Annotated in this window: 12 protein-coding genes; 7 read left to right on the forward strand and 5 right to left on the reverse strand. The window is 69.8% G+C overall.

Annotated elements, in window-relative coordinates:
• Window positions 1–5 precede the first annotated feature (5 nt).
• Entirely contained in the window at window positions 6–1,259 is a 1,254-nt protein-coding gene (locus IPJ17_13065) for a hypothetical protein (protein ID QQR72439.1), read from the forward strand.
• Entirely contained in the window at window positions 1,256–1,978 is a 723-nt protein-coding gene (locus tag IPJ17_13070) for a hypothetical protein (protein QQR72440.1), read from the forward strand. The genes IPJ17_13065 and IPJ17_13070 overlap by 4 nt, the downstream gene beginning before the upstream one ends.
• Window positions 1,979–2,282: 304 nt before the next feature.
• On the opposite strand, the gene IPJ17_13075 is transcribed toward IPJ17_13070, so the two are convergent.
• From IPJ17_13075 to IPJ17_13090, 4 genes are all read right to left on the reverse strand, one after another.
• Entirely contained in the window at window positions 2,283–3,155 is an 873-nt protein-coding gene (locus IPJ17_13075) for a transposase (GenBank protein QQR72441.1), read from the reverse strand.
• A 314-nt stretch (window positions 3,156–3,469) separates the two neighbouring features.
• Window positions 3,470–4,930: a glycogen synthase gene (locus IPJ17_13080; protein ID QQR72442.1), complete on the reverse strand. Its 1,461-nt coding sequence runs from the start codon at window positions 4,928–4,930 to the stop codon at window positions 3,470–3,472.
• 13 nt (window positions 4,931–4,943) lie between these two features.
• Window positions 4,944–6,209, reverse strand: coding sequence for a glucose-1-phosphate adenylyltransferase (locus IPJ17_13085; GenBank protein ID QQR72443.1), 1,266 nt, complete (start codon window positions 6,207–6,209; stop codon window positions 4,944–4,946).
• Window positions 6,210–6,283: 74 nt separating this feature from the next.
• On the reverse strand, window positions 6,284–6,670 hold the full coding sequence (locus tag IPJ17_13090) for a hypothetical protein (GenBank protein ID QQR72444.1): 387 nt from the start codon (window positions 6,668–6,670) through the stop codon (window positions 6,284–6,286).
• Between the two features lie 163 nt (window positions 6,671–6,833).
• Between IPJ17_13090 and IPJ17_13095 the strand changes: the two genes are divergently transcribed.
• Complete coding sequence (locus tag IPJ17_13095) at window positions 6,834–7,532, forward strand: alpha/beta hydrolase (protein ID QQR72445.1); 699 nt, start codon at window positions 6,834–6,836, stop codon at window positions 7,530–7,532.
• Window positions 7,533–7,556: 24 nt separating this feature from the next.
• Entirely contained in the window at window positions 7,557–9,872 is a 2,316-nt protein-coding gene (locus IPJ17_13100) for a heavy metal translocating P-type ATPase (protein QQR72446.1), read from the forward strand.
• On the opposite strand, the gene IPJ17_13105 is transcribed toward IPJ17_13100, so the two are convergent.
• On the reverse strand, window positions 9,829–10,305 hold the full coding sequence (locus tag IPJ17_13105) for a CBS domain-containing protein (GenBank protein QQR72447.1): 477 nt from the start codon (window positions 10,303–10,305) through the stop codon (window positions 9,829–9,831). The genes IPJ17_13100 and IPJ17_13105 overlap by 44 nt on opposite strands.
• Window positions 10,306–10,439: 134 nt before the next feature.
• Between IPJ17_13105 and IPJ17_13110 the strand changes: the two genes are divergently transcribed.
• The 3 genes from IPJ17_13110 to IPJ17_13120 all read left to right on the forward strand — a co-directional run bounded on the left by IPJ17_13110 (window position 10,440) and on the right by IPJ17_13120 (window position 14,308).
• A complete protein-coding gene (locus tag IPJ17_13110) occupies window positions 10,440–10,856 on the forward strand; it encodes a CBS domain-containing protein (protein QQR72448.1) in 417 nt (138 codons plus the stop codon).
• Window positions 10,857–10,955: 99 nt separating this feature from the next.
• The gene (locus IPJ17_13115; protein QQR72449.1) at window positions 10,956–13,490 is read left to right on the forward strand and encodes an AAA family ATPase; all 2,535 of its coding nucleotides are present in this window, start codon (window positions 10,956–10,958) and stop codon (window positions 13,488–13,490) included.
• A complete protein-coding gene (locus tag IPJ17_13120; protein ID QQR72450.1) occupies window positions 13,487–14,308 on the forward strand; it encodes a universal stress protein in 822 nt (273 codons plus the stop codon). Before IPJ17_13115 ends, IPJ17_13120 begins: the two co-directional genes overlap by 4 nt.
• Window positions 14,309–14,330: the final 22 nt, after the last annotated feature.

Raw genomic sequence — 14,330 nt, forward strand, 5'->3', positions numbered from 1 at the left:
CGTCCATGGCCAACGTGACGAAGCGGATCGGACTGTCGCTCGGTGCCGATCTCTGCTGGCCGATCTGCTTCGAGCAGATCGTCGAGCGGCTCGACCTCGCCATGCCGATCGGTGGCGACACGGTGGAGATCGAGGTCGAGCGGGTGAGCATCGAGCCGTTCGACCTGCGCCAGGGCTGTCGCTACGACGTGGTGCTCGACCGCCTGACGCACTGGTACCACACCAGCCGCGAGTGGATCAAGAAGGCGGTGGTGATGGACGACCTCTACGTGCTCAACAACCCGTGGTCGATCCAGGCCAACGAAAAGCACACGAGCTACGCGGCGATGATGCGGCTCGGCTTTCCGGTTCCGGACACGTGGCTGCTGCCGCCGAAGGCCTACGAGCCGCGCGAGGACCTGCAGGTCACGCTCGAGCGCTACGCCAGACTCTTCGACCTCGCCAAGGTGGGTGAGGCGGTGGGCTACCCGGCGTTCATCAAACCCTACGACGGCGGCGCGTGGGTGGGGGTCAACAAGGTCGACGGTCCGGAACAGCTCGCCTCTGCCTACGACGCGAGCGGGACGCGCATCATGCACCTGCAGAAGGCGGTGCTGCCGTTCGACCTCTTCGTGCGTGCGCTCGCCGTCGGTCCGCAGGTCGCGGTGATCCGTTACGACCCGGGAGCGCCGCTGCACGATCGCTACAAGGTCGACTTCGACTTCGTCGACGGAGCGGAATACCGCACGCTGTGCGACACGGTGCTGACGATCAACAGCTTCTTCGGCTGGGACTTCAACTCCTGCGAGTCGCTGCGCCAGGACGGCGTCTTCTACCCGATCGACTTCGCCAACGCCTGCCCCGATTCGCAGGTCACGTCGCTGCACTTCCACTTCCCCTGGCTGGTCAAGGCGAAGATCCGCTGGGCGATCTTCGCGGCGGCGACCGGCCGGCGGATGCGCAAGACGCTCGACTGGGAGCCGTACCTCGCGGTGGCCCGGCGCGACGTGCCGTTCGCCGAGAAGCTCGCGGGTTACGCGGCGATCGCCCGCGAGCGGTTCGACACCGAGCGCTTCGAGGAGTTCTGCGCCACGCATCTCGCCCACCTCGACGAGGTGGCCTGGGAGTTCTTCGGCACGGCGGAGGCGAAGGATGCCGTACGACGGAAGGTGGCGGCGCTCTTCCCGACGCATGAGGTCGAGCAGTTCACCGAGCACTTCTGGGGTCTCGTGCAGTTCTGGCGCAGAACCGAGGCCGATCGGCTCGGGCGGTCGCGTTGAACGGCCGCGAGGTCTGGCGTTCGCGCCACCTCGGCGCCGAGGTCGAGGTGCGCTCGTGGGGCCATTACGGCGCCCCGGTGCTGCTCTTTCCGACGGCGGGCGGAGCGGCGCGCGACGTCGAGAGCTTCGGCTTGGTCGACGCGGTGGCGCCACTGCTCGCCGCGGGCCGGATCAAGCTCTACTGCTGCGACGACCTGGCGGGTCGCGCCTGGGTGCACGAGGAGGGCGACATCCGGCACCGCTCGTGGAAGCAGAATGCCTTCGACCGCTTCGTCGCCGACGAGATGGTGCCAGCGATTTTTCAGGATTGCGGTGGGCGGCACTCGATCGTCGCTGCTGGTGCGTCGCTCGGCGCCTTCAATGCCCTCGCCTCGCTGTGCCGCCATCCCGATCTCTTTCGCGCGGCGCTCTGCATGAGCGGAACGTTCAACCTCGAGCCGCTGCTCGAAGGCTCGTGGAACGACGACTTCTACTTTGCTTCGCCGCTGCACTTCCTGCCTAGCCTCGGCGGCGCCGATCTCGAGAGGCTGCGTCGCCGCTTCGTGCTCCTCGCCTACGGCGGTGGCCGTTTCGAACACCCGGATTTCTCCTGGAGAATGGCCGAACTGTTGGGATCAAAGGGAATTCCCAATCGCGTCGACCCCTGGGGTGGGGAATGGCACCACGACTGGTCGACCTGGCAACGCATGCTGCCGGTGTATCTCGAGCAGTTGTGTTGAGCGAGTGAGGCGACTGGAGAGGAGACGTAGCAGCATCGAGGTGCTAGTAGCATCGAGGTGCCAGCGATCTTTCGTGATTCCGCCCTGGACTGCTCGCTCTCGGTCTCCTCTGCGGCGCGCTCTTCGATAGTCAAGAGAACGGTCCGCGACTTGAGGCGGCCTGAGGGCGCTCCGAGCGCCTGGATTCGAGATCCAGCCTCGGATCGGCCGATGGTAGCGCGCTTCAGACTTGCGCTCATGACACACGTCTCTCGGCGTCCTGATTCGGAAACGCTACCCCTCTCCTGACTGAGCTCGGTGGGCGCTAGCCGCTTGCTGGCAACGGCGGGGGGAATGCCCCTTCGGGAAAGCGGACGAGCCGGTCGCCACACTTGAGCAAGTCGGCGGCGTGACGATAGGCCGAGAGAAAGGCGCGGTAAGCGTTGACGAGGGCTTGGCGGACAGCCTTCGTCGCGGCGTGCACCAAAGGGGCCGGTGTGCGCTTCGTCCTCATCGGTCGTTCATGGGGATGCTGGCGCAAGACGCGTTCGCGGCCGAATGGCGAACCTCGCTCTTCCGTCAGTCGCTGCCCCTCCTCGTCGACGATCCGGATATGGTCCGCAACCCGCATGCGATGCTGCTCCGGGGAAAAGTATCGCCAACAGGGGAGTTGAGAGAGATGCACCGTCTCTCGCGACTCGCAGGCGCGCGGATCGAAGGTCCCAAGCCGTCGGCGCAAGCGATGTTCGAGCGTCCGGTCGATCCAGGTACCCTCGATTGGGCTGCCGTCGAGGAGGGCTCCCAATCCACTTGCACCGGGCCAGTCTCGCGGATCAGCGACCAGGTGCTCCTTGACGCCATGGCGGAGCAGATAGAGCAGGCGTTCAACTTGAGAGCTCTCTTCGTCGGAGACGACGATGGCCTGGTAGCGCCGCGACCAGATCGTTCCGTGCCACTCGTGCAACCGACCGACCTCCTTGGCGAGGTTCACGGAGAAGAAGGCCATGAAGGCGGCGAGTTGCTGGGGGCTCTCTGGAGAGACAAGCAGGTGGAGGTGATTCGACAGCACGACGAAGGCGTGGATCGTCAGCTGGTATCTGGCCTGGGCGCGCCCGAGGACGCCGAGTGCGAGGTCGTTGAGGCGCGGCGAAGGACGCAGCAGGAGCCGGCCCTGAAGCGTGCGGCAGGTGATCTCCACGAGGGCCCCCTCGGGGAAATAACGAAGGTGTCGTCCCATATTCAACAAGGACGAAAGTCGATCGCCGAATCTCACGCCGCTCGGGCACGGTGCCAGGGTTCTTTCCCGGGCACGGTGCTCCCGGGCACGGTGCCAGGGTTCTATCCTGAGCCGCTTTCGCCCGTCGTCCACCAGACTGACTCCGACCTGCGCCGCTTCAGCCTTTTCGGGCAGGTGGGTGCAGGCAGGCAGGGAGGTGCCAGGGTTCTTCCCTGTTCTTCCCTCTTCCCTGCTTTTCGTCCCGGCGGGACCTCCCCAGGGGGAAGGGGGACGTCCTACCCGCCGCGCACTTGCTCGAAGAGCTCGAGGTACTTGCGTCCCTGGACGTCCCAGGAGAAGTCCTGGGCCATGCCGCGGGCCTGCAGGGCCCGCCAGGCGAGAGGGTAGTTGTAGGTGCCGAGCGCGTAGTCGATCGCCCAGGCGAGACCCGCGGAGGTGAAGTGGTCGAAGACGAATCCGGTGCCGGAGGCACGCTCCCAGTCGTAGAGCTCGACGGTGTCGGCCAGACCGCCGGTCTTGCGGACGACCGGCGGTGTGCCGTAGCGAAGGCTGTACATCTGGTTCAGGCCGCACGGCTCGTAGAGCGACGGCATCAGGAAGACGTCGGCGCCGGCCTCGATCCAGTGGGCGAGTGGCTCGTTGTAGCCGCGGTAGTACCAGGCCTTGCCGGGGAAGGCGGCCTGCAGCCGCAGGAAGAGCTCTTCGTACCGCGGCTCCCCGCTCCCCAGGACGACGAGCCGCATGTCGCGTGCGGCGAGCAGCGCGGGAAGGGCTTCGGCACAGAGGTCGATCCCCTTCTGCGGGGTGAGCCGCGTCACCATGCCGAGGACCGGTGTCCGCTCGTCGCCCACGAGCCCCGTGCGGGCGAGCAACTCAGTCTTCATCTTCCGTTTGCCGGTCAGGTCGTCGCGCGTGTAGCGGAACGGCAGGTGCGGGTCGCTCTCCGGGCTCCACTCTCCGTAGTCGACGCCATTGACGATCCCGACGAGATGGTCGGCACGGGCGCGCAGCAGCGGGTCGAGGCCGAATCCGTGCTCGGGGGTGAGGATCTCCTGGGCGTAGGTTTCGCTCACCGTGGTGAGCACGTCGGCGTGCAGGATGCCCGTCTTGAGGAAGCTCAACTGATCGGCGGCGAGGTCGTCTTGGAAGAGCGAGCCGGCAAACGGGGCGAGCCCCAGCTCGCCGACCGTGTGCCCGCCGAAGACGCCGTGATAGCCAAGGTTGTGGAGGGTCAGCACGCTGCGCGTGTCGGCGAAGAGGCGGTCCCAGGCATAGACGGTCTTGAGGTAGACCGGGGCGAGCGCCGCGTGCCAGTCGTGCGAGTGCACGATGTCCGGCGACCAGCCCATGCGCTGGCAGCACTCGAGCGCCGCGCGGGCGAGCAGGCCGAAGCGCAGGTGCTCGTCCCAGCCCGCGGCATAGACGGCGTCCTGGTGGTAGAGCGTCGGGCAGTGGATCAGGTAGACGTCGACGACGCTCGCCGGAAGCCGCGTGACGTAGGCCGAGAAGCGGACCTCGCCGCCGGCGAGCGGGACCGCGACGTCGCGGATGAAGTCGACCGGCTTCATCTCGATCCCCTGCCGTGGGATCGGAGCGTACAGCGGCAGGAAGATGCGCACGTCGGCACCGGCGTTTCCGAGCATGCGCGCGAGGCCGGCCACGGCGTCGCCGAGCCCGCCCGTCTTGGCGTACGGTGCGAGCTCGGCGGTGACCTGGCAGATCTTCAGCGGGGGCAAGTCGGCTCGCCGCTCAGATGACCGTGCCCGGCGGGATGACCGCGTTCTTCGGCACGACGATGATCCCTTCGCGGATCGAGTAGTTGTCGGCGTCGTGCTCGCGCACGTTGTGCACGTTGACGAGGCGCGAGCCGTCGCCGACGCGGGCATTGAAGTCGATGATCGCGTTGCGGATGTGACAGTCGCGACCGATGCCGACCTGCACGTCGCCGCTCGGCGCCTCGAGCCGCTCGTAGAAGTTGGCGCCCATGACGACGCTGCGCTCGATCACCGAGCCCGAGCGCACGACGGCACGGATGCCGACGATCGAGTCGGAGATGCGCGAGCCGGTGATGATGCTTCCTTCGCAGAGCACGGAGCAGTTGACCAGGCACTGCGTGATCTTCGCGCCGGGCAGGAAGCGGGCGTGGGTGAAGATGCGGAAGTCGGGGCTGTAGAGGTCGAGGGACGGCAGCGGCAGCGTCAGGTCGAGGTTCGCCTGGTGGAAGCTCGGAATGGTCCCGATGTCGGCCCAGTAGCCGGTGTAGGGATAGGCGAAGACGCGTTTGCTCCCCAGGGCGGCCGGGATGACCTCGCGGCCGAAGTCGGTGTGTGGCGTGCCGACCAGCAGCTCTTCGAGGATCTCCGGCTTGAAGACGTAGATGCCCATGCTGGCGAGGAACGAGCCGGGCGGCGCCGGATGCGGGAGCGCCGCCTGCGTCTCCTCGTCGAGCGCCAGCTTGGCGAGCAGGGCCTCGTCCTTCGGCTTCTCGACGAACTCGACCACCTCGCCGGAGCGATCGAGGTGGAGGATGCCGAAGCCGGTGGCTTCGCGCTTGGTCACCGGCTTGACGGCGATCGTCAAGTCGGCGCCGCGCTCGCGGTGGTATTCGACGAGCTCGCGCAGGTCCATCAGATAGAGCTGGTCGCCCGAGAGGATGAGGATCTCCGAGGCCTTGCCTTCGCCGAGCCGGGGCAGATTCTGGCGCACGGCGTCGGCTGTCCCCTGGTACCAGTCGCGGTTGGTCAGGTTCTGCTCGGCGGCGAGCACGTGGACGAAGCCGCCGCGGAAGACGTCGAACCGGTAGGTCTGCGAGATGTGACGATGCAGGCTCGCACTGTTGAACTGGGTCAGCACGTACACCCGGTCGATGCCGGCGTGCAGACTGTTGCTGATCGGAATGTCGATGAGCCGGAACTTGCCACCGACCGGCACCGCGGGCTTGGCGCGATCGCGCGTCAAGGGAAAGAGCCGCGCGCCCTGTCCGCCGCCGAGAATGGCTGTCACCACGCGCTTCATCAGGCCCTCCTGACTTAGGCCGCTCGAGAACTACTCACTCATGGCGTCATGTTACAGGCTGCGACGGGGGCGCGTCATCCGCCGCGAGGGTTTTCCACCGGGACGAGGTAGGTGTTCTCGCCGACGACCTGCGGATCGAGCGCGAACTCGTAGAGCTCGAGACCGCCGAAGAGCGCCCGGACGCGCTCCCAGCCGGCCGCCTGGAGGCGACGTGCCGCAGCGCAGGCGAGCGTTCCGTCGTCGTCGAAGAGCAGCGTCTCGCGTTCGTCCTCGGGCTCCCAGCTCGGGTCCGGCCGGTGTTCGGCCCCGGCGAGCGTCGTCGTGCCGAGCGCTGGACGCACGTCGACCAGTCGGGGGCCGCGCGCCTCGCGCAGGCGGCGAAAGAGGTCGAAGGGCGAAAGCTCGAGGAGCGGGTCGAACTGCACGACCGGCGTCTCGTCGGGGAGGTGGTAGGTCGGCATGGCCTGATTCTAGGGCGGTTGCGCGCGACCCGCGCGAGGGTGCGGCGGAAGTGCCCGGTCGGCGTTTTGCACTACCCGAAAAGGGCGGTGCCGGGCGCCACCCGTTGAACCGGCGACAAGCCCTGGAGCGCCGCCTAACCTTGGGCGACCGGAAGAGGCCGGCATGGACGGGAGCGAGACGACGACAACCCCACGAAGGATCGAGCAGCGGCTCATCGCCGTCGGCTCGGGCGAGGCTGCCCTCGAGGGGAGCTTGCGCCGACCGGCATCGCCCCTCGGCGTGGTGCTCCGCGTCACCGTGGGAGCCCGGCGTGAGCCCTCGCCGGACGCCGAACCGATGGCCGCTGCGCTGCTCGACGTGCCGCTCGCGGTCGCCGAGGTCGAATTGCTGACGCGCTGGGAAGAGACGCTCGACCACTTCTCGGGTCGTTTGCGCTACGACGTCGAGCTGCTCTCGGGAAGGATCTCCCAGGCGATCCTCGCCCTGCGCGCCGAGCCCGATCTCGCTGCGCTCCCTTTCGGCGTCCTCGCCCAGGGGACGCTGGTCGCGGCGACGCTGCTGGCGGTGGCGCGCGAGCCGGAGCTGGCGCGGGCGATCGTCTCGCTCGAAGGTCGAGCCGACCTCGTGCGCCCGCACCTGCCGGCGGTGCACGCGCCGACGCTGCTCCTCGTCGACGCCGACGACGAGCCGGTGCTCGATCTGACCGTCGGCGCCCTCTGTCGCCTCGGCGCTCCCGCCGAAGTGCTGGTCCTGCCGTTCGAGGCACGACCGGAGACGGCTCGCGGGCGTGAAGAGGTCGGTCGCCTGGCCGGCGACTGGTTCCGCCATCACCTGCCGGCGGACGCCGTCCCGGCCGCCTGAGGGCGCGTTCCGAAGGAGCTCCCGATGTCTCGAGTGGTCGCGATTCTCGCGCTGGCGGGAATTCTCGCCGGCGGTGCCTCGGCACTCCTCGGTGCCGCGGCCGTCGCCTCGTGGATCTGGGGTGCCACGACGGCGATGGCGCTCGCGCCGCTCCTCTGGGCCGTCTTCGTCGACCTGCGCAAGGGCAAGATCGGCGTCGACGTCATCGCGCTGCTGGCGATGATCGGTTGCCTCGCCCTCGGCCAGTTCCTCGCTGGGGCGATCATCGCGTTGATGCTCTCCGGCGGGCAGACCCTGGAAGCCTTCGCCGGGGACCGCGCCGAGCGCGAGCTCCACCGCCTGATCGCGCTCGCCCCGCGCGAAGTGCATCGTCTCGAAGAAGGAGTCTGGACGACCCGTCCGGTGGACGCGGTGGTGCCGGGCGACCTCTTGCTGGTCAAGCCGGGGGAGACGGTGCCGGTCGACGGCCTGGTCGAGGGCGACACGGCGGTGCTCGACGAGTCGAACCTGACCGGCGAATCGCGTCCGGTCGAGCATCTCGAGTCCGACCGCCTGGCCAGTGGCACGGTCAACGCCGGCGGTCCGTTCCTGCTGCGCGCCGTGGCGAGCGCCGCCGATTCGACCTACGCGGCGATCGTCCGCCTGGTGGAGGAGGCGCGCCAGGCGCGAGCGCCGTTCACCCGACTCGCCGATCGCTACGCCGTGTACTTCCTGCCGCTCTCGCTCGCGGTGGCGGGTGGGGCGTGGGCGCTCTCCGGTGACCCGCTGCGGGCGCTCGCCGTGCTCGTCGTCGCCACGCCCTGTCCGCTCATCCTCGCCGCGCCGGTGGCGCTGGTTGCCGGCATTTCGCGCGCCGCGTCGCGCGGCGTGCTGATCAAGGGCGGTGGCGCGCTCGAAGCGCTTTCGCGTGCCGAGATCCTGCTGCTCGACAAGACCGGCACGATCACCACCGGGCACCCGACGCTCCAGACGGTCGAGACCTTCTCCGAGCTGCCGTCGGAAGAGGTGCTGCGCCTTGCCGCCTCGCTCGACCAGGTCTCGCTGCATGTCTTCGCGTCCGCGGTGGTGCGTTCGGCGCGTGAGCGCGGGATCGCTCTCGCCTTCCCGACCGCGGTCGAGGAGATCGCGGGCGCCGGAATCCGCGGCGTCGTCGGAGAACGTGGGGTCGCCCTGGGCCGACTCGACTGGGTCCTCGCCGACTCCGGGCTGCGACGTGACCCGGCGGTGCGCCGGGTGCGGCGCGAGAGCTCGCTCGAAGGGGGCACGCCGGTGTTCGTCGCGGTCGACGGTCGCCTCGCCGGCGCCCTGGTCCTCTACGACCCGATGCGCCCGGACTGTGTGGCGACGATCCGCTCGCTCCGCCGGGCGGGGATCCGGCGGGTGGTCCTGGTGTCGGGCGATCGCCCGGAGGTCGCCGCGGTCGTCGGCGGCGCGGTCGGGGCCGACCTCGTCCTCGCCGAGCGCGACCCGGAGGAGAAGGTCGAGGCGGTGCTCGCCGAGCGCAAGCACGGGCCGACGGTGATGGTCGGCGACGGCGTCAACGACGCGCCCGCGCTCGCCGCCGCCGACGTCGGCGTGGCGATGGGGGCCCGCGGCGCCTCGGCCGCCTCGGAGGCCGCCGACATCGTGCTGACCGTCGACCGTCTCGACCGGCTCGGCGAGGCCAAGGCGATCGCCCGGCGCTCGCTGGGCATCGCCCGCGAGAGCGTGGTGGCGGGGATGGCGCTCTCGCTTGCCGGCATGGTCGCCGCCGCGTTCGGCAAGTTGCCGCCGATCGCCGGCGCGGTGGCCCAGGAGGCGATCGACGTCCTGGTGATCCTCAACGCGCTGCGGGCGCTCGTCTATCGCGTGCCGAAGGTCGAGGCCGGGGCGATGGGGGAGAGCGAGCGGACGCGCGAGGAGCACCGGCAACTGCTGCCGGGCGTCGAGGGACTGCGGCGTACCGCCGACCGGCTCGAGGGGATGTCGCCCGAGGCACTGCGCGCCGAGTTGGTGGAAGCACGGCGCTTCCTGCTCGACGAGCTCCTGCCGCACGACGAGCGCGAGGATGCCGAGGTCTACCCGCTGGTGGCTGCGCGCATCGGCGGCGACGATCCGACGGCGCCGATGGAGCGGATGCACCTGGAGATCCGGCACCACGCGCTGCTGCTCGGCCGCATGCTCGACGAGCTGCCGCCGGGCGAGGTGGCGGGCGACGACCTGCGCGATCTGCGGCGCGTGCTCTACGGGCTCCACGCCATCCTGCGCCTGCACTTCGCGCAGGAGGAGCAGCAGTACCTGCCGCTGCTCGAGGCGGCTACTCCGGCTCGACGAGGAGGCCGAGCAGGTCGGACGACGTGACGATTCCGACGACCTGCTCGCCGCGGGTCACCAGCACGCGGTGGATGTGGCTGTCGATCATCGTCTCGGCGATGCGCGAGACCGGCGTGTCTTCGGGCACCGAGTAGACGGCCGGCGTCATGATCTCGCGGACCACGAGATTCTCCCGCTCGACGTGGAGCCCGCGCATCTCCTCCGGCTCGACCGACTCTTCCCAGCCGCGCACGTAGAAGTCGGGATTCGAGCGGTCGGCCACCAGCTGGCCTCCCTGGGACGAGGCGAGGGCGATGTCGGTCACCGAGACGACGCCCACCAGGCGCCCTTCGGCGTCCTCGACGGGAGCTCCGGAGATCTCGTTGTCGGCGAGGATCCCAGCCACTTCGTCGACGTTCATGTCCTCTCGTACGGTCACGATCTCGGCGTTCATCACGTCGCGGGCGACCATCTGGCGCATGGCGTCTCCTCCTCGCTCGGCACGTCGACGGCGTCTTCTTCGGTGTGCCGCGGTCACGCTAGCGCACGCCTCGGGGGGCTCAACCACCCCTCCGGGTGGCGACAGCGCGCAGGCCCGGCGACACGATCGGGGTGATGGGCCCACTCAAGGTGCGCGACCTGATGACGGCCAAGGTCCTGGCTGTCGGTCCCGGAGAGGACCTGGCGACGCTCTGGGAGCTCATGGAGCGGCGTCGGGTCCGTCACATGCCGATCGTCGATGCCGCGGGCGATCTCGTCGGGCTCGTCACCCACCGCGACCTGTTGCGGCACGCGCTCGTCGAGCGGGGTGGACAGGCGGCAGCGCTCGAAGACGCCGTGCTCTCGCGCCTGACCGCCGGCGAAATCATGAGGGTCGACCTCGAGACGATCGGCCCCGACGCCGACATCCGCCTGGCGTCGCAGCGCATGCTCGATCACAAGTACGGCTGTCTGCCGGTGGTCGAAGAGCGCCGCCTGGTCGGCATCCTGACCGAGGCCGATTTCGTCCGCTTCCTCGCGCGCGGCGACTGATCCCCCCGCCCCTCCCGCCGCCCGCGGGGCCAGCTCGCACGGACCTCCGGCAGAGCGTTCGCACGGGACTGGGAGTAGTCTCATCCGCGGAGGTGCGCGATGCCGAGAAAGAGTCCGACGCGGGCCACCGGTCGAGGTCGTTCCCCGCGGAGCAAGCGCCCGCCGACGGCGAGGACGAGGCGACCTGCCGGCGCCGCGCCGCGCTCCGCGGCGGTCGCCGAGCTGGAACGCGATCCGCGAGCCGTTCTCCCGGAGCTGCTCTTTCGCCGCTGTGACCTCTCGCACCTGGGGTTCGACACCACGGAGGACCTGCCGCCTTTCGACGGTGTGCTCGGCCAGGCGCGGGCCGAGGCGGCGCTGGCTTTCGGCCTGGCGATGTCGCGCGACGGCTTCAACCTCTACGCCCTCGGTGCCGATGGCACCGGACGGCACTTCCTGGTGCGTCACTACGTCGAGCGGTCGGCGGCGACGCGCTCCCGCCCGCAGGACTGGTGCTACGTCTTCGATTTCGCCGAGCCGAATCGGCCGCGAGCGCTGGCGTTGCCCGCCGGGCGCGGCGCCGAGCTCAAGCGCGAGATGGCCGAGCTGGTCGAGGCGGTGACCGCTGCGCTCGCCGCGGCATTCCAGAGCGAGGAGTTCCAGACGCGCCGTGAGGTCATCGACCAGGAGGCGCGCGAGCACCAGGAACAGGCCCTGGCAACGGTCGCCGAAGAGGCGCGGCATCACGACCTGGCGGCGGTCCGCACGCCGATGGGGGTCGTCTTCGCGCCGGTGCTCGGCGGCGAGGTCGCGACCCCGGACGTCTTCGAGAAGCTGGCCAACGAAGAGAAGCAGCGCTTCGCCGAGGCGATCGAGGAGGCGCAGGCGAAGCTCCAGCGGTTGATGCGACAGCAGTCGCGCTGGCAGGCCGAACGACGCTCGAAGCTCCAGGCGCTGCGACGCGAGGTCACGCGATTCGCCGTCGAGCCGCTGATCGACGAGGTGCGCACGACCTTCGCCGACCTCCCGGTGGTGCTCGACTATCTGGCGGCGGTGCAGGCCGACATCGAAGCGCAGGCGAAGGCGTTTCTCGCCGGCGACACGCAGGCCGAAGAGGAGGGGCCGGCACCTGCCGCCGAGGGAAAGGCCTCGCTGCGCCGGTACCACGTCAACCTGTTCGTCGACAACAGTCGCACGACGGGTGCGCCGGTGCTCGCCGAAGACAGTCCGTCGTTCCCCAACCTGCTCGGCCGGATCGAGCACCAGTCGCAGATGGGCAACCTGGTGACCGACTTCACGCTCATCCGGCCCGGGGCCCTGCACCGCGCCAACGGCGGCTTCCTCGTGCTCGACGCGCTGCAGGTGTTGCGCCAGCCGTACGCCTGGGAGGGGCTCAAGCGCTCGCTCGAAACCCGGCGGCTGCGCATCGAGCCCCTCGCCCAGGTCCTGGGCTTCGCCGCGACGACGACGCTCGAGCCGGAACCGATCCCTCTCGACGTCAAGGTCGTGCTGGTCGGAGACCGCAGCCTCTACTACATGCTCTCGGCCTACGACCCGGACTTCGCGCGCCTCTTCAAAGTGGCCGCCGACTTCGAGGAGGAGCTCGAGCGGAGCGCCGAGAACGAGACGCGCTACGCGGCCCTGGTGGCGCGACTCGCCCGCGAGGAGAAGCTGCGGCCGTTCGCCCGCGCGGCGGTCGAGCGGGTGCTCGAGCAGGCCTCGCGACTCGCCGGCGACCGCGAGCGGCTGAGTCTGCACACCAGTGCGGTGGTCGACCTGATGCGCGAGGCCGATCTGCTGGCGGGCGACGCACCTTGCGTCGGCACCGGCGATGTCGATCGCGCCATCGGAGCGCAGATCTTCCGCCAGGACCGCTTGCGCGAACGGGTGATGGAAGGGATCGGCCGCGGTCTCCTGCTGGTCGCCACCGAGGGCGCGGTCGTGGGGCAAGTCAATGGGCTAGTCGTCCTGCAACTCGGTGGATTCTCCTTCGGGCATCCGGCGCGCATCACCGCGCGCGTGCGGCTCGGCGAGGGCGAAGTGGTGAACATCGAGCGCGAGGTCGAGCTCTCGGGGCCGCTCCATTCGAAGGGCGTGCTGATCCTCACGGGGTTCCTCGGGGAGCGCTTCGCCCGCCAGCGGCCGCTGGCGCTCGCGGCAAGTCTGGTGCTGGAGCAGTCCTATGGTGGCGTCGACGGCGACAGCGCCTCGCTCGCCGAGCTCTGTGCGCTGCTTTCGGCGATCGCCGGGGTGCCGATTTCGCAAACGCTGGCGATGACCGGTTCGGTCGATCAGCGGGGTCAGGCGCAGCCGATCGGCGGTGTCAACGAGAAGATCGAGGGCTTCTTCGACGCCTGTCGTCTGCGCGGCGGGACCGGCCCGCACGGGGTCATCGTGCCGCAGTCGAACCTGCAGCATCTGGCGCTGCGCCGCGACGTCGTCGAGGCGGTCGAGCGCGGCACCTTCCAGGTCTTCGGCGTGCGCGACGTCGACGAGGCGATCGAGCTGCTGACCGGCCTGCCTGTCGGCCGCCGGGGCGACGACGGCCTCTTCCCCGAGGGGACGTTCAACCGTCTGGTCGACGAGCGACTCGCCGAGCTCGCCCAACTCAAGACGGAGCAGGCCGCACCGCGGGGGAGGGGAAAGAGGCGATGAACGGCCTCGCGGTTCGCCGCGTGGTCGTGGCGATCGACGCCTCCGAGCCGAGCGTCGCCGCCGCTGAAGCTGCGGCGGAGATCGCCGCTGCCCTGGCCGTCGAGCTCGCCGGGCGGTTCGTCGAGGACGACCGACTGCTCCGCCTGGCGGGACATCCCGCGGTGAGCGCGGTCGACGCGCTCTCGGCCGAGCGCCGTGCGCTCGAGCGGCGAGCGCTCGAGCGGGCGATGCGGGCGCAGGCGGAACGGGCACGACAGCGGCTCGAGGCGGCGGCGCGTCGCACCGGTTCCTCCTGGCGCTTCGAGGTCCGGCGCGGCGGCGTCGACGACGAGGTCCTCGCCGAGTTGGACGCCGCCGATCTCCTCGCCGTGGGGCGTGTCGGATGGGGTGGCGGGCGGCTGCTCGGTGGCACGGCGCGAGCGGCGCTGGCGCGGGGGCCGGGAGCCGTCCTGCTGCTGCCGCGTTCGCCGAGGCCGCTCGGCGCGGCGGCCGTGCTCTTCGACGGCGGCGCCGGATCGTGCGCCGCGCTCGACCTCGCCGCCCACCTCGCGGTGGCGATGGGCTGTCCGCTTCGCCTCCTCGTCGAGCTCGCGGCGGCCGACCTCGAGCGGCTCGAACGGAAGGCCGGCGAGGTGCTCGGGCGACGTCCGGTCAGGCTCGAGTGGAACCGCGTGGCGCGCGGCGGGCTCTCCGAAGCGCTCGCCCTCTCCGGGCGGAGACGCAGCCTGCTCGTCTTGTCCACCGAGATCGCCGGGGACGAGTCGAAGACGGCGCGCATGATCGAAGCGCTCGATGCGCCGGTGCTGCTCGTTCGCTGATCCCGTAGGGAACGGCATGGCG

Source organism: Holophagales bacterium, assembly GCA_016699405.1.
Classification (GTDB): domain Bacteria; phylum Acidobacteriota; class Thermoanaerobaculia; order Multivoradales; family JAGPDF01; genus JAAYLR01.

Coding starts and splice junctions, on each gene's coding strand:
- IPJ17_13095 (QQR72445.1), top strand. CDS start 6,834: ATGGACGGGAGCGAGACGACGACAACCCCACGAAGGATCGAGCAGCGG.
- IPJ17_13120 (QQR72450.1), top strand. CDS start 13,487: ATGAACGGCCTCGCGGTTCGCCGCGTGGTCGTGGCGATCGACGCCTCC.
- IPJ17_13110 (QQR72448.1), top strand. CDS start 10,440: ATGGGCCCACTCAAGGTGCGCGACCTGATGACGGCCAAGGTCCTGGCT.
- IPJ17_13115 (QQR72449.1), top strand. CDS start 10,956: ATGCCGAGAAAGAGTCCGACGCGGGCCACCGGTCGAGGTCGTTCCCCG.
- IPJ17_13090 (QQR72444.1), bottom strand. CDS start 6,670: ATGCCGACCTACCACCTCCCCGACGAGACGCCGGTCGTGCAGTTCGAC.
- IPJ17_13085 (QQR72443.1), bottom strand. CDS start 6,209: ATGAAGCGCGTGGTGACAGCCATTCTCGGCGGCGGACAGGGCGCGCGG.
- IPJ17_13065 (QQR72439.1), top strand. CDS start 6: ATGGCCAACGTGACGAAGCGGATCGGACTGTCGCTCGGTGCCGATCTC.
- IPJ17_13100 (QQR72446.1), top strand. CDS start 7,557: ATGTCTCGAGTGGTCGCGATTCTCGCGCTGGCGGGAATTCTCGCCGGC.
- IPJ17_13105 (QQR72447.1), bottom strand. CDS start 10,305: ATGCGCCAGATGGTCGCCCGCGACGTGATGAACGCCGAGATCGTGACC.